This window comes from Kitasatospora sp. NPDC004723 (assembly GCF_040609255.1).
GTDB lineage: Bacteria > Actinomycetota > Actinomycetes > Streptomycetales > Streptomycetaceae > Kitasatospora.
This window is the reverse complement of record NZ_JBEXJT010000003.1, coordinates 279,724-299,853: the sequence shown is the minus strand read 5'-3', so window position 1 is coordinate 299,853 and position 20,130 is coordinate 279,724. Positions and strand designations below refer to the sequence as shown.

Here is a 20,130-nt window from a genome sequence, read left to right as displayed (position 1 = left end):
GCGGATGGCGCAGCAGCCGCGACGCCGCCACGCGCACCGGTACCGGCTGCGGGCGGGGGATTGCGGCTGTTTCATGGGAAATGTCGTGTAGGTCCCGCGTGGCCGCTGCCCTTTCGTCCGGTCCGCCGTACCGCTGTGGAGGGTGACCGATGTCCGCTGCCGTTCCGACCGCCGTCCGGGAGATCGCCGACGGGTACGCCTTCGCCGGTCCCGCGCTGGACCTCGGCGCGGTGCTGCTGGACGGCACCGCGTACGCCGAAGCCCCGGTGCGGGTGCCGCTCGGGGTGCTCAACCGGCACGGGCTGGTGGCGGGCGCCACCGGCACCGGCAAGACCAAGACCCTCCAGCTGATCGCCGAACAGCTGTCCGCCCAGGGCGTGCCGGTGTTCCTCGCCGACATCAAGGGCGACGTCTCCGGGGTGGCCGCGCCCGGTGAGCCGGGCGAGCGGACCGCCGCCCGGGCCGCCGAGGTCGGCCAGGACTGGACGGCCCGGGGCTGCCCCGCCGAGTTCTACGCGCTCGGCGGCCAAGGCACCGGCATTCCGCTGCGGGCGACGGTCACCAGCTTCGGGCCGCTGCTGCTGGCCAAGGTGCTGGACCTGAACGAGACCCAGGAGTCCTCGCTCGGCCTGGTCTTCCACTACGCCGACCGCAATGGCCTGGAGCTGTACGACCTCAAGGACCTCACGGCGGTCATCACCTTCCTCGCCTCGCCCGAGGGCAAGGAGGAGCTGAAGGGCATCGGCGGGATCTCCGCCGCCACCGCCGGGGTGATCCTGCGCTCGCTGACCCTGCTGGAGAACGAGGGCGCCGGGGCGTTCTTCGGCGAACCGGAGTTCGACACCGCCGAGCTGCTGCGGCGGGCCGAGGACGGCCGGGGGGTGGTCTCGGTGCTGGAGCTGCCCGCGGTGCAGGACCGGCCGAGGCTCTTCTCGACCTTCCTGATGTGGCTGCTCGCCGACCTCTACCAGGAGCTGCCCGAGGTCGGCGACCTCGACCGGCCGAAGCTGGTCTTCTTCTTCGACGAGGCGCACCTGCTGTTCAAGGGCGCCTCCAAGGCCTTCCTGGAGGCGATCACCCAGACCGTGCGGCTGATCCGTTCCAAGGGAGTGGGAATCTTCTTCGTCACCCAGACGGCGAAGGACGTGCCCGGGGACGTGCTGGCGCAGCTGGGCAACCGGGTGCAGCACGCGCTGCGGGCGTTCACCCCGGACGACGCCAAGGCGCTCAAGGCGACCGTCTCGACCTTCCCGAAGTCGGCCGCGTACGACCTGGCGGAGCTGCTGACCTCGCTGGGGACGGGCGAGGCGGTGGTCACGGTGCTGTCCGAGAAGGGCGCGCCGACGCCGGTCGCGGCGACCAGGCTGCGGGCGCCGCAGTCGCTGATGGGGCCGCTGGAGCCGGGGGCGCTGCGCGCGGCGGTGGACGGGTCGGCGCTGCTGGGGCGGTACCGGGACGCGATCGACCGGGAGTCGGCGTACGAGAAGCTGGCGGCGCGGGCGGCCCGGCCGCAGGCGGAGCCGGTGCCGGCGGGGGAGCGGGAGCCCGCGCGGGAGCCGGCCGGGGAACGGGAGCCCGCTCGGGAGCCCGGGGCGCGGCGGGAGAAGGCGGACGCCGGGCTGCTCGGCTCGCTGCTGGCCAACCCGGCGCTGAAGTCCTTCGCCCGGTCCGCCGGGACGCAGCTCGGCAGGGAGATCTCCCGGAGCCTGTTCGGCACGTCCCGGCGGCGCCGGTGAGGGACCGTCGCCCCCGGTGTCAGCGCAGCGCGGCGCCGATCCGGTCGAGGGAGGAGAGGCGCATCAGGCCGTAGTTGTAGAACTCGACCTCCGGCACGCCCAGTGCGCGCAGGACGGCGATCTTCTCCGCGAGGTTCGCCGGGCCGTCGCAGTCCGAGGCCATCGGGCGCAGGATGACCGCCATGTCCTGCGGGCGCACCCCGTGCAGGGCGAAGGCGGCGACCTTCTCGCGCACCGCCTCCGGGGTGCGCGCGTAGCCGAGCGTCTCGATCTGGTGGGCGGCCTTCGCCAGCCCCGGCAGGTCGATCCCGGACAGCCAGCCGGTGCCCGGCCCGCCGCCGTCCATGAAGGTCAGTCGCATGCCGTGCCGCGCCGCCTCCTCGGCGACCTCGGCGGCCAGCGAGGTCACCGTCGCCGCCGAGGCGTCCACGTAGGCGGCGACGGCGCCGTCCGCCAGCTCGTCCAGCGCGGCCGGCTCGGCGGCGGCCGACTCGTCGGCCAGCCGGCGGCGCAGCTCGGTGCGGACCGCCGCGGCCACCTCGTCGGCCGGCACGCCCGCGCGGACGGCCGCCGCCCGGCAGTGCGCGCAGAAGCAGAGGCCGAGCAGTGCCTCGGCGGCCGGGCCCAGCTCCTCGAAGTAGCGCTCGTGGTGGTAGCCGTGGCGCAGGCCGTGGAAGTGCAGCGACTCGGCCCGGATCGCGTCCACGCCGTACCGGGCCAGCTCCGCCACCAGGGTGCGGGCGTACTCGCGGACCTCCGGGTGGGCCGGGCACAGCTCGGTGAGGTAGCGGTCGCCGAAGGCGTTGGCGGGCGCGCAGTCCGGGTGCTCGAAGCCGAGCCGGTCGTTGTGGCAGAACACCGTCCAGGCGTGCAGCTTCAGCCCGCGCCGGCGGGCCTCCTCGGCGGCCTCGGCGAAGGGGTCGCGCTCGCCGATCGCGGTGGACGGCACGGGCCGCAGCCGCCGGCCGGACCAGCGGGCCGGGTCGGGGCGGAAGTAGGCGGCGCCCGGCTCCAGGTAGCGGATCACCCGGTGCGGGTTGTGCGGGAAGACGTCCCGGGCCTCGTGGTAGACCGAGGCGAGGGTGACGCCGCCGACCCCGGCCCGGTCGGTGAGGTTGCCGAAGAAGGTGTCGGCGCCCTCGTCGAGGAGGTCGGTGGCGAAAGCGAGGACGGACGACTCCACGGTGCGGCTCCGGAGCAGGGGGCAGGTGCCTGCTCACGCTAACCGCCGTGGTGGGAATGGTCTATACCTGGCCGGGGTGGCGCGCTCAGATGCCCAGGTCGTCGAGTTCCTTGAGCAACGCGGAGCCCGGGCCGGCCGGGCTGGAGGCGGTCTTCGGGCCGCTCTTCGGGCCGCTCTTCGAGGTCCGCTCGCCCCGGTCGCGCAGCAGCCAGGCGCCGGCCAGGCCGCCGATCAGCCCGCCCAGGTGGCCGAGCCAGCTGACGCCCTGGGCGCTCGGCAGCACGCCCAGCAGCAGGTACGAGTACATCGCCGCGACGACCACGCCGATCACCGTGTCCACCAGGTTGCGGTCGAAGATCCCGCGCAGCACCACGTAGCCGAAGTACCCGTAGACCACCCCGCTGGCCCCCGCCGTGACGGTTTCGGGCCGCTCGAAGAACCAGACCGTCAAGCCGCTGGCCACCACGATCAGCACCGTCGCCAGCAGGAACCGCTTCATGCCCCGGTACGCGGCGAGGAAGCCGAAGGCGAACAGCGGCCAGGAGTTGGCCTCGATGTGTTCCCAGCCGAAGTGCAGCAGCGGCATGGTGAGGATGTCCGGCAGCTCGTCCAGCCGCCCGGAGTTCACCCCGTACTCGTAGGAGAGCCGGTAGTCGTCGAGCCAGTTCGCCACCTGCACCGCCCAGATGACGGCCAGTGCGCCGAGCATCGTGAACAGCGCGGCGCGGGAGTCACGGAGCAACCGGGCGAATCGCGGGGACATAACCCGACTGTAGGGCCGGGGTGGGTGGTTGGTCACCCCACTAAGGTGAATCCTGCGCATCCCGTCCGACGGCCCGCACCCGGGTCCGGGCGGCCCTTATCCCACCGTGCCGAGAGGTGACCCTCCATGAGTGTGCGTCCGCCGCTGCCGTACGAGTTCCTGCCGCAGGTGCCGTCCTTCCCGCTGACCAGCGAGGACATCACCGAGGGCGGGACGCTGGCCAAGGAGTTCAGCTACGGCGGGGACAACCTCTCGCCGCAGCTGGCCTGGTCCGGCCTGCCGGAGGGCACCCGCTCGATCGCCGTCACCTGCTACGACCCGGACGCCCCGACCGGCTCCGGCTGGTGGCACTGGCTCGCCCTCAACCTGCCCGCCGACACGACCGGGCTGGCGCGCGGCGCCGGCGCGTCCGACGCCGACCTGCCGGGCGAGCACTCCTTCCACGCCCGCAACGACTTCCCGGGCAACAAGTACGACGGCGCCGCCCCGCCGCCCGGCCCGGCCCACCGCTACGCCTTCGCCGTCCACGCCCTCGACGTGGACGCCCTGGACGTCCCCGCCGACGCCCCGCCGGCCCAGGTCGGCTTCAACATCACCTTCCACACCCTGGCCCGCGCCGTCATCACCGCCGAGTTCGGCGCCTGACCCGCCGCCCGGAGCCCTGACGCCGCCGTCCGTGACCGCACGGGCGGCGGCGTCGTCTGTTCGGCCGGGCACTCGGGCCGGATGCTCGGGCCGGGAGCTCAAGCCGGGCCGGCGGCGTGGGTGGCGCGGCTGGCGAGGGCGCGCAGGCGGGTGCGCATCTCGGGGGGTGAGTGGACCTCGAAGTCGCAGCCGAGCATCAGGAGGCGGACGGCCAGCCAGTCCGGGGCGTCGGTGCGGGAGCGGAAGCGGCAGCTGTGCTCGTCGATCGGCTCGATCTCGTCGGCCTCGCCGTAGCCGCCCATGCGGTGGCGGGCCTCGTCGGCGGGCAGCTGGAGGGTGGCGTCCAGGGTCGGGGTGGGGGACTGGCGGCGGAGCTTGCTCGCGACGTACGCGGCGGCGTCCTCGGCGGGCAGCGGGCGCGGGGTGAAGCGGGCGCCGGTGGCGAAGGGTTCGCCGATCCGGTCCACCCGGAAGAGCCGCCAGTCGTCCCGGTCGAGGTCGAAGCCGACCAGGTACCAGCGGCGGCCGGCCGAGACCAGGCGGTCCGGCTCGACCTGGCGCCGGGTCTTGGCGCCGTCGCCGGCCCGGTAGGCGAAGCGCAGGCGCTCGCGGTTGGCGACCGCGCCCGCCAGGACGGTGAGGTCCTCCGGGTCGACGGTCGGACCGTCGCCGCTGAGCAGCGGCAGGGTCGCCCGGTCGAGGGTGGCGACCCGGTGCCGGAGCCGGGCGGGCAGCACCTGGAGCAGCTTGCCGAGGGCGCGCACCGAGGCCTCCTCGATGCCGACCACGGCGTGCCCGGCCGCCGCCCGCAGGCCGACCGCGATGGCCACGGCCTCCTCGTCGTCGAGCAGCAGCGGCGGCATCGCGGTGCCCGCGACCAGTCGGTAGCCGCCGACCGGTCCCATGGTGGCCTCGACCGGGTAGCCGAGGTCGCGGAGCCGGTCGATGTCGCGGCGGATGGTGCGCGGGCTGACCTGGAGCCGGTCGGCGAGCTCGCTGCCGGGCCACTCGCGCGGGGTCTGGAGGAGGGAGAGCAGGCTGAGGAGTCGTGCCGGGGTGTCCGTCATGGGATCCAGGGTGCCGGAAGTAGCGGTCAGGATCTGACCTAGATGCCCGTTAGTTTCGTCGACGTGCTGAAGAGGAACGGCGACGAGGAGCGTGTGGTGGGCAAGGGCAAGGTGGCGGATCCGGCGGCGGACGCGGCGGCGGACCGGCGGAGGTGGATCGCGCTGGCGATCGTGATGACGGCCTCGTTCATGGACCTGGTGGACGTCACGATCGTGAACATCGCGATCCCGAGCATCCAGGAGTCCACGGGCGCGTCGTTCTCCGCCGTGCAGTGGGTGACCGGCGGCTATGCGCTGGCCTTCGCGATCGGATTGATCACCGGCGGTCGGTTGGGTGACATCTACGGTCGCAAGCGACTGTTCCTGATCGGAATGGCCGGTTTCACGCTCGCCTCGGCCCTGTGCGGTTTCGCGAGCGGTTCCGAGATGCTCGTCGCGATGCGGATCCTGCAGGGCGGGACGGCGGCGCTGATGGTGCCGCAGGTGCTGTCGATCGTGCACGCGACCTTCCCGGCGGAGGAACGCGGCAAGGTGTTCGGCCTGTTCGGCGCGGTGGTCGGACTCGGCGCGGTCAGCGGCCCGCTGATCGGCGCGGTGCTGACGGAGTGGGACGTGTTCGGCCTCGGCTGGCGCCCGATCTTCCTGATCAACCTGCCGGTCGGCATCGCCGGCCTGCTGCTCGGCCGGGTCTTCATCGGCGAGTCGAAGGCCGAGCGGGCCCTGAAGCTCGACCTGCTCGGCGTGGTGCTGGCCAGCGCCGGACTGCTGATGCTGATCTACCCGCTGACCCACGGCCGGGAGGCCGGCTGGCCGCTCTGGGGCCACCTGGTGATGGCCGGCAGCCTGCCCGTGTTCGCGCTGTTCGTCGTCTACGAGCGGATGAAGACGCGGCGGGACGGCTCGCCGCTGGTGGAGCTGTCGCTGTTCCGGGTGAAGTCCTTCGCGGCCGGCATCGGCGTCCAGCTGACCTTCGGCGTCGTCACCGGGATCTTCTTCCTGGTCTGGACCCTCTACATGCAGCTGGGCCTCGGCTGGAGCCCGCTGAAGGCCGGCGCGACCGGCATCCCGTTCTCGCTCGCCTGCTCGACGGCGGCCGGCGTCTCCGTGCAGCAGCTCGTCCCCCGGTTCGGGCGCAAGGTGCTGCAGGCGGGCGCGCTGGTGATGGCGTCCGGTGTGCTGGTCTACATCGCGGAGGCGCACCGGTACGGCACCGGCATCGCGCCCTGGCAGATGGCGCTGCCGCTGGTGCTGATGGGCGCCGGGATGGGCCTGATCGTCGCGCCGATCACGAACGCGGTGCTGGCGGAGGTGCCGCGGGAGCACGCCGGCTCGGCGTCCGGCCTGATCAACACGGTGAACCAGGTGGGTCTGGCGCTCGGCCTGGGCCTGGTGTCGGTGGCGTTCTTCGGTGCGGTGCCGACCGGGACGGTGGCCGGCGAGCCGTTCGTCGGAGCGTTCCAGCACGCGATGTGGTGGGTGCTCGGGGTGCTGGCGGTGGTGTTCCTGCTGATGTTCGCGCTGCCCGGGCGGCGGAGCACGGCGGGTACCGGTCCGGCGGCGGTGACGGATCCGGCGCAGGAGGAGGAGCAGGAGCAGGAGCTGGTCCTGGTGTAGCCGCCGGGATCGTACGGAGGCCCCGGTCGCGCGGTGTGTGCGCGACCGGGGCCTCTCGTGTGCGCACCGGGGGAGTCCTCAGGCGTCGGCGCGCCGGTAGCTGCTGCCGTCCTGGGCGCGGGTGAGGAGCCGCCCCTCGACGAGGTAGCGGCGCAGGGCCGGGAAGTCGTCGTGGACCGTCCGCAGCACGTCGTTGACCTCGCGCTCGGTGTAGGAGCGGTCCGGCTCGAAGAGCGTCCGGGTGAGGTGGTCGAGCAGCTGCTCGCGGCGGGCGGCACGGCGGGGTACGGCGATCAGCCGGCCGTCGGGGGCGAACAGCGCGGACACGGCGGGGGCGACGGCGGCATCGGTCATGCCCCGAGCGTCGCGCGCGGGGCGGCGGCGGGCAACGGGTTTTCGGCGCCCGACCGTGGTGTCAGACCCGGGCCTTGGCCTTCGCCTGGGCCTCCTTCGCGGCCTTCTCCTCCTTGGCGGCGCGCTTCACCTCCTGCTTGGTGGCGCGCACCTGCTCCAGCGAATCCGGCCCGGTGATGTCCGCGACCGAACGGAACGCCCCCTCCTCGCCGTACACCCCGGCCGCCTCCCGCCAGCCCTCCGGCCGCACGCCGTACTGCTTGCCGAGCAGCGCGAGGAAGATCTGCGACTTCTGCTTCCCGAACCCCGGAAGGGCGTTGAGCCGGCTGAGCAGTTCGCGCCCGGTCGCCACGTCCTTCCACAGAGCGCCGGCGTCCCCGTCGTACTGCGCCACCAGGAACTGGCAGAGCTGCTGCACCCGCTTCGCCATCGCCGCCGGATACCGGTGCACGGCCGGTTTCTCGCACAACAGCGCGACGAACTCCTCCGGGTTGTAGGTGGCGATCTCGTGCGCGTCGAGGTCCTCGTGCCCCAGCCGCTGCGCGATCGTGAGCGGCCCGGTGAACGCCCACTCCATTGGCACCTGCTGGTCCAGCAGCATCCCGACGAGCGCGGCGAGCGGGCTCCGGCCGAGCAGTTCGTCGGCCTGGGGCTGCTGCGCGAGCCGCACGGTGACGTTCATCGGATGGCCTCCTCGAAGCGTGGACTCGGGTCGCGCCCAGTCTGCTGGACGGGGGGTGAGGCGGCCGCGTCAACACGCCATGACCCGGTGATTCCTTGGAACCAGGCGGTGGTTCGTCGGCGGAACTATCCGGTCCGGAAACACTGGCGGTGGAAAGGCGGGTGGTGAACGGGTGAGTCGAACCGCACTCGATCTGGACGACGGGCTGCTCGCGCAAGCAGCCCGGGTACTGGGTACGGCGACACCGGCCGAGACGGTGGAGAAGGCCCTGCGCGAGGTGCTGGTCGCGCGGAGGCAGCCGGCGCCGTCGGCTACTCCAGACCGAGGGTCATGTGGGGGTAGCCGAGGTGGATCCGGTCGCCGAGCTTGATGTCCAGGGCGGCGATGAACGCCTCCAGGTGGGAGGTGGCCTGGTCGACCGTGTCGGCGTCGCCCTTGAACTCGAACTCGACGAAGTCGCCGAGGCCGGCCACGCTGTCGAAGGCGACGGCGATCCCGTCGACGTGCCACTCCTCGCGGGTCTTGTCGACGACGGTCAGCTCCGCGAAGTCGAGCGAGCCGAGCAGCCGCCTGACCGCCTCGGCGTCGCCGATGCTGCTCTCGTACTCGTCGCAGTGCGTCTTGACCGGCGACGCGATGGGATGGAACCGCTTGAAGTTGACCGACGCCCCCGCCCCGTCCTCGACCCGCACGCGCAGCCACTCGGAGACGACGTCGTTGTCGAGGAAGTCCCGGTGCGGCGCGTTGTAGTACGTGTCGACCTGCCGTGCCGGCCGGCCCGGCGTCGCGCCGAGGGCGGTGAGCTGAGCCTTCAACTCGGCGGAGGGGCTGAGGAGTCGGAACTTCTGCTCGACCTCGATGTACTGCACGGCGCTCAGGCCCCTTGTCTGTTGTGCGGACGGTACAGACCAGCGGTCAACCCCATTGTGGAACAGGGGTGTCGGGGGAGTCGAGCCACGACGTCCGGCCGGTCGGTTTGATCGTCGGGCCGAAGCGCTCCTGACCGGGACGCCCTCGATCGTCCCACCAGCGGTAGGAGGCCTCCGCCTGCTTCCAGCGCCGCGCGGCCCGGTCGGTCCGCAATCCGAGCCGTAACCTGGCCCTACGCGAGCTGACGGTCCGTCATCATCTAAGGGAAGTTGTCTGCCGTCACGGTGGGACCGGCGCTCCGGCGTCCGGACCCACCCGCCGTGCCACCCCACCGGAGCGCAACCAGCATGATCCGCGCCATCTTTGACAATCAGACCGGGCTGTTATGGGCGGTCCTCGTCACTCTGACAGTCTCCGCCGCCCTTGCTGCGGTCATCGCCAGGCGGCGTTCCGCCCCGGTCCTGCTGTCCGCGCTTGCTGGGGCGTGCACCGCCCTCGTTCTCGTCGCCACGCTCTACCCCATCCGCTCCGGTGCACCGGCGCCCCTGATATGCACGGTCCAACGTGACCTCATCGCGGCGATGTCGACCACCCAGGGGCTCATGAACGTAGCCCTCTTCGTCCCGGCGGCCTTCTTCGCGACCCTCCTCGTGCGGCGCCCCGTCGGCGCCGGGGTCGCCCTGATCCTGCTCGCCGCTGCCGTCGAAGCGATCCAGGCCGTCACGCCGGGCGTTGGCCGTAGCTGCGACACCGCCGACCTGTGGGACAACGCCCTCGGGGTAGCGGCCGGTTGTGGCCTGGCGTTCCTCTTGATCCGGGGGCGGAGCGGCATGTCACCGGTCACCGCCAGGCGGGACCTGGCGCGTGGATCACTCGCCCTCTGCGGAGGGACCGCCGTCATCGTGGCCGCCACCGTGCCGTTCGTGACCGTCGTCCCCGCCGATGCCACGGAGAACACCCGGGCCGGGGCGGCCAAGGCCTTCCAGGACTTCTTCGGCCCGGGTGCCGAAGTCACCTCCGTCCAGTACGTCCGCGGCTCCTTCGAACAGCCCGGCACCGTCAGCGTCACTGGCGCAGCGGGCAGTCTCACCCTGGCCTGGCCCGGCGGCGAGCCGGTCTCCGGGCTCGTCGGGCCACTTCCCGGCCAAGCCCCGGGGGAGATCACTGATGACGCAGCGGCCTTCTCGGCGACCCGGTTCGCGCAAAACCACTTTCCCTGGGCCCTCACGGGTGGCTACACCCGCATCGACCCCCAGCCGCACTCAGGTGGGGCCAGGACGGTTCAGTGGCGCTCCCGCATCGACGGTGTCCTCATGCCGATGCGCCTCGACCTGCTCGTCACGGGGAACGGGCAGATCAGTTCGTTCTCTGCCCGGCATGTCGAACCCCCGGCCCTTCCCAGGACAACCGTGGTCGAGGAGACCGCGCGCAACACCGCGACCGCGGTGAATCCCGGGTTCGTCGTGACCAGCGCAGAACTGCTTGCCCAGGCCGACCGCAGCGGCACGTGGCATCCGTGCTGGGTGATCCGCATGGAGAGGCCGGCGAGCCAGCAGCAGGCCGGGCTCCTCGTCACCCTCGTCGATGCTGTCACCGGTGCCGTTGTCACGACCTAGACGAGTAGTTGGGAGTGTCAGGCGTCGAAGTCGCCGGTGCGGAGGGCGGTGAGGAAGGAGGCCCAGGCGGCGGGGGTGAAGGTGAGGGCGGGGCCGTCCGGGTCCTTGCTGTCACGGACGGGGACGGTGTGGGGGTAGCCGGGGGCCACCTCGATGCAGTTTCCGCCGTTGCCGCCGGAGTAACTGCTCTTGCGCCACGGGGAGAGGGCTGCGGTCTGGGGCATCGGATCAGTCCTCACGGGAGTGGAGCGGCTGGGAGCGCCACGGCTCGGATACGACGTAGGGCGGTGGTGACCTCGGGTCCGAAAAGAGTCGAGGACCTAGGAGGCTTCGGTGAGGTCGCCGGATTCGGACTGGAGCAGCCAGTCGCGGAGCATCGAGCGGCAGCGGACGTAGGCACGGGCGCGGCCCTGCTGGAGGACCGGGCGCTGGAGGCCGAAGACCTCGATCGTGGCCTCGCCCTTGGGGACTTCAGGTCGCGGCGGACGGTCCGAGCCCGCTTCCACCGCTCGCGGGCCAGGTCCGTGTTGGCCGGGGCCGCCAGGATCGGGCTGGACGCCCGGGTGAGGCGGGACTGGAACCTGTTGTCGATCGGTGAGCGCTGGAGTGGGATCACTTGCCGCCACCGCTGAGGCGCGCGGCCACTTCGTCGACCCGGGCGGTGCTGGAACTCGACAGGATCCCGGCAAGCTCGTGGTAGCGAGCGGTCTGGCGCTTGGTGGCGGTACCCGCGAACACGGCCTCTTCGAGTGCGATCAGCTCGTGGCGGAGCTCGTCGGCGGCCGGTGAGTAGGGGGAATCGAGACCGAAGAGTTCGGACAGTGCCGCGTCGTCGCCGCTGCCGTAGATGATGCGTTGGTAGAGGTCCTGGCCGACGACCTCGGGGGAGCGCTCCTCGCCGGGGCCGGCGAGGCGGATGAGGCCGCCCGGGTCGGCAGCCTGGCAGGCGTACGGGCTGTGGGTGGTCACGATGAACTGGATGTTCGGGAAGTGGGCCTTGAGCCAGCCGCCGATCCGCTTCTGCCAGGAGATGTGGAGGTGGGCGTCGATCTCGTCGATCAGCACCACGCCCGGGTTGAGGATGGTCTTCTTGGCGATCTTGGAGCGGCCGACATCCAGGTCGCGGTGGACGTCGTGAAGGCTGTGGACGAGGTTGAGGACGAGCGCGGTGACGCTGCGGTAGCCGGCGCTCATCTCGCCGAGGGGAAAGTGTCCGTCCCCGTTCACGACCCAAAGGCCTCGGGAGTCCACTCGGGAGATTCGGTACCCGTCAGGGAGAAGCCCGTCGCCGAGCAGGGAGAGGACGGTGTTGAGAAGACCGCTGGCACCGGGGCGCTTCTCCAGACGCTGGAGATGGAGGTTGAGGAGCCAGGCCATCCCTTCGACCAGAGTCGCCTCCTCATTGAAGAGAGTGGCGACCCTGCGGCTGGCGTGGATTTCCTCGGGAATTCCGGCCGTGGCCGGGCTGAGCGAGATGCTTGACGAGAGGCGGCGGAACGGTCCGTAACCCGCGACGAGGAGCGCCCGGCTGCTCGTAGCGTGGATTGCGATCTCCCCCTCGGAAGAGGCCCAGGGGTTCGGTGTGACAAATCTGGTGGCCTCGGGCCCGATGGCCGCCAGCGCGATACAGCGGAGAATGGAGGTTTTGCCGGAGCCGTTGCGTCCGGCGAGGACGGTCCAACCCGCATGAGTGCCGTCGGGGCGTTCGAAGCTGAGGTCAACATTGCGGGGGCCACGGAATCCGAGGATCTCGGAGATCCTCAGTTGAGTGATGTACATCCCCGGACTCCTTCTTAGGCGTCGAAGTCGCCGGTGCGGACACCGGTGACGAAGGAAGCCCAGGCAGTGGAGGTGAAGGTGAGGGACGGGCCATGGGGATCCTTGCTGTCACGGACGGGGACGGTGCGGGGGTAGCCGGGGGCCACCTCGATGCAGCCGCCGCCGTTCCCCTCGGAGTAGCTGCTCTTGTACCAGCGTGCGGTCGACAGATCGATGGCCTCGGACATGGTTCGACAGTCCTCTCATGATGCGGCTGATCAGGTCGACCGACTCCGACACCGACAAGGCCGCGGCTCTGGCCCGATCATAGACAGCGTCCCAGAGGTCCACCTCGACCTCTTCGTCGATGAAGTGGCCACGGTTGATGCTCTCCGAGTAGACGCGTCGGCGGCCGTCGATTGTGTCAAGCATCATCATTTCCTGCATGCGGATCACCTCCGTCGCGGAGAAGGGCAGAACCTGCACGGTGACGTGCGGGAGCTGCATGACGGTGAGCAGATGCTGGAGTTGGCCGAACATGACCGCGGGGCCGCCGACGGTCCTCTCCAGGGTTGCTTGCTCCTGGATGACCAGGACGCGGGGCGGGGCTGTGGACCAGATCACGCGCTTCTGCCGTTCCACTCGGCGCTGAACCATGGTGTCGATCTCATCCGGAGTGCGATTCGGCACCTGTGCGGTGAACAGGGTGCGCATGTAGTCCTCGGTCTGGAACAGGCCGGAGATACGTCCGGCTTGCAGCTCGCGGACAATCCTGGCCTTCAGCTCTGAGCGGGTGAACTCCTCGAACCAGTCGGGATAGTAGTCCCGAATGTAGGGCGCCACGAGCTCGAAGCTGCGGACGAGTTGGCCGCCCGCTCCCACCGCCGCGTCGAACAGCTCGACGTCTCGTCGAACCGGGAAGGCCTTGCCCAGCTCGAACTGGGAGACCCGTGTCTGATGCATGTTCACGATCTGGGCCAGCTCCTCCTGGCTCAGGCCGGCCGCCTTCCTCCAGAACGCCAGCTCATCACCCCACTGCCTGGGGCGGTCTCCGGGCTCGACCTTGCGGCGGGCCATCGTCCCCCACCTCTCCCCGGCGTCAAGAACGCCTGAAGTCTCTTGTGGAATCGCTTGGTTACCCAACGCTCACAGGTCGAGACTCATTTCGCAACCGATTCCGGGAAACCCACCCGCTCTCATTTTCGATAGCGGATGTGGATCGTCAGCGAATGACAGGAGAACTAATATGACCAGCAATCAGGAAGCCCCCTCGATCGTCATCGAACGCAACTTCCCCCCGTGCCGCTGCCCCCGCTGTGGCGACGCCGTCCCCGAGGCCCGCTTCCGCAGCGCCGACCTGCTGCCCGCCGCTCCCGCCGCCGTCCCCCGCCCCGTCGCCCCGGCTCGCCCCTACCGCCCCGCCCAGCAGGGCGAGGTCGTGTTCGACGCCCGTACCGCTCGGTGGGGCGTGTTCATGGGCGAGCAGCGCGGCAAGGTCCACCTGCGCCCCCGGAAGGGTGGCATCGAGTGGGAGGCCGACCCCCGGTGGCTCGTCCGGGCCGACGGCGTGCAGGGGGAGTGAACGGTCGCGTGAGCATCCTCGGACGGCCGGTCGAGCCCGAACGGCGGTGTGCCGCAGCCGTGTTCGAGGGGATCCGGGCCGCGCTCGCGGCCGTTGGCATCAAGCTTCCCCCGGTCGGCCCGGCCCGTAAGGGGCTTCGGGCGTGAAGCCACACGTCCGGACGGAGGTGTGCGCTGTCCTGCTGATCGTCGCCGCCTCCGTCGGGCTCTCGGCCCTCGCCGCGCTGCTGGTGGATCCCGGGCGGCCCGGCATGCGTCGGCTGGCGTGGTGGGCGGTGAACTCCGTCGCACTGATGATCGGTATTCCGGCCTGGGAAAGGAGGCGACGAGGAGGGGAGGCCGACCCGGCGAACTCGGTTTGTCCGCAAGGCGAGTAGCCAATTTGTCGGCACGGCGGAAAAGAGGAAACGGGAAACGCCCGCATTCCCCGTTCGGCCCGCCGATGCGCGTGCCACCATTCTTGGCGGAAGCAGGGGAGAGTCCGCTTCCGGTCCCGGGACGACGACAGGTGACCGGGTGGTTCCCGAGGAGGGGGTTGGCATGCGCATGTCCAGTTCGCCCGCGAGTGAGTTCGGCCCCGAGCTGCGCAGGCGGCGGCTCGCGGCCGGGCTGACGCTCACCCGGCTCGCGGAGCTGCTCAACTACAGCAAGGGTCACCTCAGCAAGATCGAACGCGGGCAGAAGGTCCCGCCGCCCGACCTGGCCCGCCGCTGCGACGCCCAACTGGGCGCCGGCGGCGAGCTGGAGAGACTGGCGCCGCCCGAAGGCCCCGCCGGGCGCGGAACGGGGGCGGGCGACATCGCGGCCGACGAGGAGTCCGTACTCCTGCGGGTCGACCGCGACGGCGTCCGCTGGCCCGGCGGCCTCGGGCGGCGCCAACTGCTCGCCGCGGGTGCGACGTCCGTGCTGGGGCTGGGCGTCGCGGGGGCGGCCGGAGCGGGCCGGGCGGTGGCGCAGGAGGTGCAGGGGGCGCAAGGGGTGCAAGGGGCCTGGGAGGTGTCCCGGCCGGACGTCTCGCCGACGGAGATCTTCCGCGCCCAGTTCGAGCAGATGCGCCTGCTCGGCCAGAGCACCGACCCCGCCCTGCTGCTGCCCATGCTCACCGTGCAGACCCACACCCTGCGCGAACTCGCCCTCCAGGCCGACACGGTGGCCCGCGTCCGGCTGCTCGGCCTCGCCGCGCGGTACGCCGAGTTCGCCGGGTGGATGGCCCAGGAGGCCGGCGACAACCCGTCCGCGCTCTGGTGGACCGCCCGCGCCGTCGAGCTGGCCGAGGGCGGCGACGACCGGGACCTCGGCTCGTACACCCTCGTCCGGCGCGCCCTCGTCACCTTCTACGCGGGCGACGCCGCCGCCACCGTGGGCCTGGTCGACCCCGTCGCCCGGGACGGCCGCCTGCCGCCGCGCATCCGCGGCCTCGCCGCCCAGCGGGAGGCCCAGGGCCACGCCCTGGCCGGCGACCACACCGCCAGCCTGCGCAGCCTCGACCGGGCGCGCGAGCTGTTCGACCGGTCCGCCGCCGACGGGGGTGGCGGCGGACCGGTGCTCGGCACCAGCAACCTCGCCGACCCGGCCGCCATGGTCACCGGCTGGTGCCTGTACGACCTCGGCCGCCCCGCCCAGGCCGCCGAGGTGCTCGACCGCGAGTGCGCCGGGATCCCCGCGCACGCCGTGCGCACCCGCGCCCGGTACGGCCTGCGGCGCGCCCTCGCCCACGCGGCGGCCGGCGAGGCCGCGCACGCGTGCGCGATCGCCGCCGAACTGCTGCCGCTGGTGACCGGGTTGCGATCGGCGACGATCGCTACCGACGTCGCCCGGCTGGACCGCGAGCTCTCCCGCTTCCGGGCCGACCCGGCCGTCCGGGACCTCCAGCCGGCGCTCGCCGCCGCACTCCACCCCAGGTCCTGAGGACCCCGCCGTCGCGCTTCCCCGGCGCCGACCCGACCCGGCCACCCCGGCCGACCCGGCCGTTCACCGGCATCCCCTTCACCGGAGAGGTGTTTCCGCCATGCCCGACATCTTCGTGAACTACCGCAGCAGCGACGAGGACACCGGCGCCGCCATGATCGAACGCGAGCTCTCCCGGCGGTTCGGCAGCGAGCGGGTGTTCCGCGCCAGTAAGTCGATCAAGATCGGTCGCCGCTTCCCGCAGGAACTCCTCACCGCCGTGCGCCGCAGCAGCGTACTGATCGCCGTCATCGGCGACCGCTGGGCCGACGCCCGCACCGCCGACGGCTCCCGGGCGCTCGACGACCCCGAGGACTGGACCCGGCGGGAGATCGTCGAGGCCTTCGAGAGCGGCGCCCTCGTCGTCCCCGTGCTGATCGGCCGGGCCACCCGGCTCAACCGGCACGAGCTGCCGCCGGAGCTGGCCGAGCTGGCCGACTGCCAGTACCGCCGGCTGGACACCCGCAACGCGGACGGCGACCTCGCCCGGATCGGCGACGACCTCGCCGAGGCGGTGCCCCGGCTCGCCGAGGCGCAGCGGGAGATCGCGCGCAGCGCGGACGCCGGCGGCGACGTGCGCAACCGGGTCGGCCGGGTGGACGGCAGCGTCGTCCAGGCCCGGGACTACACGCACCGCCAGAGCGGCGGCATCGGCAACGTCGGAGGGGACGTGGGGACGTTCATCAACAACGCCAGTGGTCCGGTGCACACCGGGGACGGGCCGCAGCACAACGACCTGCGCAGCGGCGGCGTGCACTTCAACGGCGACGGCGGCAGCTTCGGCGGCAACTACGTCGAGCGGGGGACGGCGCAGCAGTGGTCCGACGGCCGCCGGGCGGAGCGCGAGGACCGGGACCGGTGACGGACGGCGAGGGCGGTACCCGGATCGAAGAGGCGCGGGGGCCGACCCACACCGGGTCGGGGCCGCAGTTCGTCCTCTACAGCGCCGCCGAATTCCAGGTACCCCGGCCCAAGGTGGACCCGGCCCAGGTGGCCCTTGAACACCGCCGCTGGTTGCAGGGGCGGTTCGTTCCGCCGCCCGGTTTCGGCGAGGCCCAGAAGCGGCTGGAGAAGCCCGGCACCACCGTCCTGTTGACCGGACCTCCCGGCAGCGGTCGGCGAACGGCCGCGGTGATGCTGCTGCACAGGGTGGAAGGTACGACGACGTCGTTCGTCGAACTCTCCTTCTCCTCCAAGGACGAGGACAAGACGGCTCCGGAGGCGGGTCATCGGCTGCTGCTGGACCTCTCCGGCATCGCCGAGGAGGACTACGAAGCGATCCAGCAGCATCTGTACGGCTACTGGGCCAGGGTGGAACAGGCCGGCGCCCGCATGGTTGTCGTCCTTCCGTCGGGCGGGCAGGAACTGCTCTCCGCGCTCCAGCAGTTGGTGGTCCGAATCGATCGGCCGCGGGAACTTGCGGTGCTCCGAAGGCACTTGGCTGGCTCCCAGGTCTGGTTGGCTCCGGACGACCTTCGTGGGGCCGAACTCACGGAAAACCTGCGCGAATTCGCCATGCGCGACGTGCAGCGATTCGCCGGCTTCGTGGCCCAGGCGAGGACGACCGCGCCGACCGGACCGGCTTCCGACTGGATCAGCCAGGCGCTGAGCGCGCTGAGCGACCGTGCAGGGGAGGTGGCACAGCGGGTCGCCGCCCTGGAGTCGGGCCCGCAGCGCGCGCTGCTGCTGTCGGCCGCGATGTTGGCCGGTGCCTCCGCGGACGCGGTCTTCCATCACGCCGACCAGCTGCTCGGCCTCGTCCCGCACACCCCGGACGAGAAGCCGCTGCTGGAGCGGGCCGACCTGGCCGAGCGGCTCAAGGCACTGCCGTCGCTGGAGGTCGACGCGCGCGGCCGGATCCGCTTCGCGGCTCTGGCGTACGACGCCGCCGTCCGCACGCACTTCTGGACGTACTTCCCCGGGCTGCGGGAGGGGCTCGGCCGGTGGGTGGAGGACGCCGTGCGAGCGCCGCACCCCGCGCTCGGGACGGCGGACCGGCAGCTGCTGGTCGAACGCTTCACCGAACAGAGCCTGCGGGTAGCCGACTGGCGAGTGCTCCATGGGTTTGCGGAGAAGTGGGCCTCCGACCCCCGGCGGGCGGACGAAGCGATGACGGTACTCAGGCTCGGTCTCGAACACGAGCGGTACGGCGCCGGTTTCCGGTCCAAGATCTATGAGTGGGCGACCGGATCGGCATCGTCGGGCCTGGCCAGCGTACTGGCCCGGGCCTGCGGCCAGGTTATGGCCCGTAGACACCCGGACCAGGCACTCGTCCGACTGCATCACCTCGCGCGTCGAACCGGTGTGAGGGGACCGGCAGAGGTGTGCGAGACGCTGTACGAGCTCGTGCGGCAGGACCGACGGCTGTACCTGAAGTTGCTCGCCCGGTTCTGGGCCGGGCTGACCGCCGAAGAAACTTGCCTGGCCGACGTCCGGCTCTTCCTGGAGCTGGTGGGTGAGCCGCCGCCCCGGCGTACGGTGCCGGACGACGCGCTGGCCGCCACCTGGGCCAAGGTCCTGGCGGTGGCCCGGCGGGAGCAGTGGGAGGAAGCGGTGCAGCGGTGGCTGACGGCCGCCCGGGTGGAGCCGCAGGCCGGTGAGCGGCTGCTGGACGTGCTGGTGGAGGCCGCCGAGGCGCGGCCGGAGCGGCTGACCGCGCTGTACCTGACCGCACACGCGTGGGCCGTCGACGGCCCACGGGACGAGCGGTCCGCGCGGGCCGAGGTGGCGTCGCGCTTCTGGCAGAAGATCGACATCGCGCAGGGCATCGAGCCGGACGACCCGGTTCAGGCGCTGCGGTCCGAGGAGAGGACCAGGTGAGCTCCATGGAGAAGACGCGCACGGCGGCGCTGGCCGTCGCTGCCGGGGTGGTGCCCGCGGCGCTGGGGCTGGGGATGGGATGGCCGGCCTGGCTCTGGTCGTCGGCGTCCGCGGCGGTGGTGGCGGTGGTGCTGCTGACCTCGGTGGCGCGGGTGCGGCCCGAGGTCCCGCCGGTGGTTCCGCCTCCGCAGGCCGCCGCACCGGTGCCGCCCTACATTCCGCCGCCGGTTCCGGAGCCGCCGGTCGAGCAGCCTTTCCGGTCGACCTCGGTGACGGGTGTGGCCCTGCCGAGCGCGGTGCCGGACTACGACTTCCTGTTCTCCGCGACGGTGTGGTTCCGGGAGTTGGGAAACCCGGGCGGTGTCGCCCACGCCGCGCCGGGCAGTCTGGCGATCGACGCGGTGCTGGCCCGCGCCAGGGCCGTCACCGAGCGCGAGCACCCCGGGCGGCCGGAGCTGGTCCGGCACCAGTTGGACGGTGTGCTCGGTACGCCGAGCCCGGACGGCTACGGGATCGTGGTCGCGATGGCCGGGCAGGTCGGTCTGGAACTGCCGGAGGCGGACCGCCGACGACTGGAGAAGCTCGCGGAGGTCCGCAAGGCGGAGGAGATCTGGGAGCAGGAGCGGAGGTACGAGCGGAGCAAGCGCACGTACCTCGGTGAGGACGTGCTCAAGACGCCCGGCAGCGCGGTGGTGTGGTGGCTGTCGCGGAACGACGAGGAGGTGCGGGGGGCGGTCGACATGATCGGACCGCTGGCGCAGCTCGCGGCGGCGGCCAACGACCAGGCGGTGGACCTGCTGTACGAGCACTTGGTGGCGCCGGCCGCAGGGCGGGCGGATGAGGTGCCGTTCTTGAACGGTGTCGCGCCGATGGCGGCCGCGGGCGGCGGTTCGGCCGGAGCTCCGGGGCCGGTGTTCGGCGGGGAGCCGGTGTTCGGCCCGGTGCGGCCGCAGAACCAGGAGCCTTCGGTGATCGGCCCGTTGAACAACCTGATGCGCGACATCAAGCTCGCGCAGGCCGATGAGCAGAAGGTCTACGCCCACCGGGTGGCCCGGATCACCGAGGCGGCGGGCCGGCCCGAGGAGGCGGCGCGGATCCGGGCGACTCTCGGGGACGATGACGGGGGCGCGGCAGAGCCTTCGCCGGACGCGGCGCCGCCGGACGCGCCCGGTGGGGTGCCGGGGCAGCGGGTGTTCGTGGTGGGGCCGGTGCAGCCGCAGGGTGGGGGCGAGGCCGAGTCCGGGCCGGTGACCTCGGCGTGGGAGGTGCTGCGCGGTTCCGTCAACGGGGATCCGCGGGGGGCGGGGGGCGGGACCGAGGAAGGGTGGGGTGGGGCCGACCAGTCGCACGAATGATCTAGTCGGGGGTGGCGAGTTGGGCAGATGTTCGAGTGGGTCGGTAAATCTCATATGACTGTTCCGGTTCTCCGGCTGAGATCGTTCAACTCGGGTAAAGCTGAGTCGGCCTTGTCGACGCGTCCAGAAAGGCTCGCCC

At 71.9% G+C, this 20,130-nt stretch carries 22 protein-coding genes; 11 read left to right on the top strand and 11 right to left on the bottom strand.

The genetic code is table 11. The features are described 5' to 3' along the window. Positions 1-149: 149 nt before the first annotated feature. Positions 150-1,736, top strand: a complete 1,587-nt coding sequence (locus ABZW10_RS06095; RefSeq protein ID WP_355360655.1) for a helicase HerA-like domain-containing protein — start codon at positions 150-152, stop codon at positions 1,734-1,736. Between the two features lie 19 nt (positions 1,737-1,755). Here the strand turns inward: ABZW10_RS06095 and ABZW10_RS06090 are convergent, their stop codons facing one another. Then, complete coding sequence (locus ABZW10_RS06090; RefSeq protein WP_355360652.1) at positions 1,756-2,919, bottom strand: hypothetical protein; 1,164 nt, start codon at positions 2,917-2,919, stop codon at positions 1,756-1,758. An 85-nt stretch (positions 2,920-3,004) separates the two neighbouring features. Then, complete coding sequence (locus ABZW10_RS06085) at positions 3,005-3,682, bottom strand: rhomboid family intramembrane serine protease (protein WP_355360649.1); 678 nt, start codon at positions 3,680-3,682, stop codon at positions 3,005-3,007. A 126-nt stretch (positions 3,683-3,808) separates the two neighbouring features. Between ABZW10_RS06085 and ABZW10_RS06080 the strand changes: the two genes are divergently transcribed. After that, positions 3,809-4,327 (top strand): YbhB/YbcL family Raf kinase inhibitor-like protein, encoded by a 519-nt coding sequence (locus ABZW10_RS06080; protein WP_355360646.1) that lies wholly within the window; start codon positions 3,809-3,811, stop codon positions 4,325-4,327. 98 nt (positions 4,328-4,425) lie between these two features. Here the strand turns inward: ABZW10_RS06080 and ABZW10_RS06075 are convergent, their stop codons facing one another. Further along, positions 4,426-5,394 (bottom strand): YafY family protein, encoded by a 969-nt coding sequence (locus ABZW10_RS06075; RefSeq protein WP_355360643.1) that lies wholly within the window; start codon positions 5,392-5,394, stop codon positions 4,426-4,428. Positions 5,395-5,568: 174 nt separating this feature from the next. Here ABZW10_RS06075 and ABZW10_RS06070 point away from each other — a divergent pair, with 174 nt between their 5' ends. Then, positions 5,569-7,008, top strand: coding sequence for an MFS transporter (locus tag ABZW10_RS06070; protein ID WP_355360924.1), 1,440 nt, complete (start codon positions 5,569-5,571; stop codon positions 7,006-7,008). A gap of 78 nt (positions 7,009-7,086) precedes the next feature. On the opposite strand, the gene ABZW10_RS06065 is transcribed toward ABZW10_RS06070, so the two are convergent. Beyond that, positions 7,087-7,362 carry a DUF2087 domain-containing protein gene (locus ABZW10_RS06065; RefSeq protein WP_355360640.1) on the bottom strand — a complete coding sequence of 92 codons (276 nt, stop codon included), beginning with the start codon at positions 7,360-7,362 and terminating at the stop codon, positions 7,087-7,089. 61 nt (positions 7,363-7,423) lie between these two features. Next, positions 7,424-8,044, bottom strand: a complete 621-nt coding sequence (locus ABZW10_RS06060; RefSeq protein WP_355360637.1) for an HhH-GPD-type base excision DNA repair protein — start codon at positions 8,042-8,044, stop codon at positions 7,424-7,426. Positions 8,045-8,216: 172 nt separating this feature from the next. On the opposite strand from ABZW10_RS06060, the gene ABZW10_RS06055 reads away from it, so the two are divergent. Then, complete coding sequence (locus ABZW10_RS06055; RefSeq protein WP_355360634.1) at positions 8,217-8,414, top strand: type II toxin-antitoxin system VapB family antitoxin; 198 nt, start codon at positions 8,217-8,219, stop codon at positions 8,412-8,414. On the opposite strand, the gene cyaB is transcribed toward ABZW10_RS06055, so the two are convergent. Then, entirely contained in the window at positions 8,356-8,913 is a 558-nt protein-coding gene (gene cyaB, locus ABZW10_RS06050; protein WP_355360631.1) for a class IV adenylate cyclase, read from the bottom strand. The genes ABZW10_RS06055 and cyaB overlap by 59 nt on opposite strands. A gap of 348 nt (positions 8,914-9,261) precedes the next feature. Between cyaB and ABZW10_RS06045 the strand changes: the two genes are divergently transcribed. Then, entirely contained in the window at positions 9,262-10,530 is a 1,269-nt protein-coding gene (locus tag ABZW10_RS06045) for a VanZ family protein (protein WP_355360628.1), read from the top strand. Between the two features lie 17 nt (positions 10,531-10,547). On the opposite strand, the gene ABZW10_RS06040 is transcribed toward ABZW10_RS06045, so the two are convergent. The 5 genes from ABZW10_RS06040 to ABZW10_RS06020 form a co-directional block, all read right to left on the bottom strand. After that, a complete protein-coding gene (locus tag ABZW10_RS06040) occupies positions 10,548-10,754 on the bottom strand; it encodes a DUF397 domain-containing protein (protein WP_355360625.1) in 207 nt (68 codons plus the stop codon). A gap of 96 nt (positions 10,755-10,850) precedes the next feature. Next, on the bottom strand, positions 10,851-11,036 hold the full coding sequence (locus tag ABZW10_RS06035; RefSeq protein WP_355360622.1) for a hypothetical protein: 186 nt from the start codon (positions 11,034-11,036) through the stop codon (positions 10,851-10,853). A 106-nt stretch (positions 11,037-11,142) separates the two neighbouring features. Continuing rightward, positions 11,143-12,309 carry an AAA family ATPase gene (locus ABZW10_RS06030; RefSeq protein WP_355360619.1) on the bottom strand — a complete coding sequence of 389 codons (1,167 nt, stop codon included), beginning with the start codon at positions 12,307-12,309 and terminating at the stop codon, positions 11,143-11,145. 14 nt (positions 12,310-12,323) lie between these two features. Beyond that, positions 12,324-12,455 (bottom strand): DUF397 domain-containing protein, encoded by a 132-nt coding sequence (locus ABZW10_RS06025; protein ID WP_355360616.1) that lies wholly within the window; start codon positions 12,453-12,455, stop codon positions 12,324-12,326. Next, on the bottom strand, positions 12,418-13,365 hold the full coding sequence (locus ABZW10_RS06020) for a helix-turn-helix transcriptional regulator (RefSeq protein ID WP_355360613.1): 948 nt from the start codon (positions 13,363-13,365) through the stop codon (positions 12,418-12,420). The genes ABZW10_RS06025 and ABZW10_RS06020 overlap by 38 nt, the downstream gene beginning before the upstream one ends. A gap of 169 nt (positions 13,366-13,534) precedes the next feature. Between ABZW10_RS06020 and ABZW10_RS06015 the strand changes: the two genes are divergently transcribed. From ABZW10_RS06015 to ABZW10_RS05990, 6 genes are all read left to right on the top strand, one after another. Continuing rightward, a complete protein-coding gene (locus tag ABZW10_RS06015) occupies positions 13,535-13,870 on the top strand; it encodes a hypothetical protein (protein WP_355360610.1) in 336 nt (111 codons plus the stop codon). Positions 13,871-14,012: 142 nt separating this feature from the next. After that, entirely contained in the window at positions 14,013-14,246 is a 234-nt protein-coding gene (locus ABZW10_RS06010; RefSeq protein ID WP_355360607.1) for a hypothetical protein, read from the top strand. Positions 14,247-14,409: 163 nt separating this feature from the next. Then, entirely contained in the window at positions 14,410-15,777 is a 1,368-nt protein-coding gene (locus ABZW10_RS06005) for a helix-turn-helix transcriptional regulator (RefSeq protein WP_355360604.1), read from the top strand. A 100-nt stretch (positions 15,778-15,877) separates the two neighbouring features. Continuing rightward, positions 15,878-16,678 (top strand): TIR domain-containing protein, encoded by an 801-nt coding sequence (locus ABZW10_RS06000; protein WP_355360601.1) that lies wholly within the window; start codon positions 15,878-15,880, stop codon positions 16,676-16,678. Next, positions 16,675-18,636 carry a hypothetical protein gene (locus tag ABZW10_RS05995; RefSeq protein ID WP_355360598.1) on the top strand — a complete coding sequence of 654 codons (1,962 nt, stop codon included), beginning with the start codon at positions 16,675-16,677 and terminating at the stop codon, positions 18,634-18,636. Before ABZW10_RS06000 ends, ABZW10_RS05995 begins: the two co-directional genes overlap by 4 nt. A 5-nt stretch (positions 18,637-18,641) precedes the next feature. Continuing rightward, positions 18,642-19,991, top strand: a complete 1,350-nt coding sequence (locus ABZW10_RS05990) for a hypothetical protein (RefSeq protein WP_355360595.1) — start codon at positions 18,642-18,644, stop codon at positions 19,989-19,991. Positions 19,992-20,130: the final 139 nt, after the last annotated feature.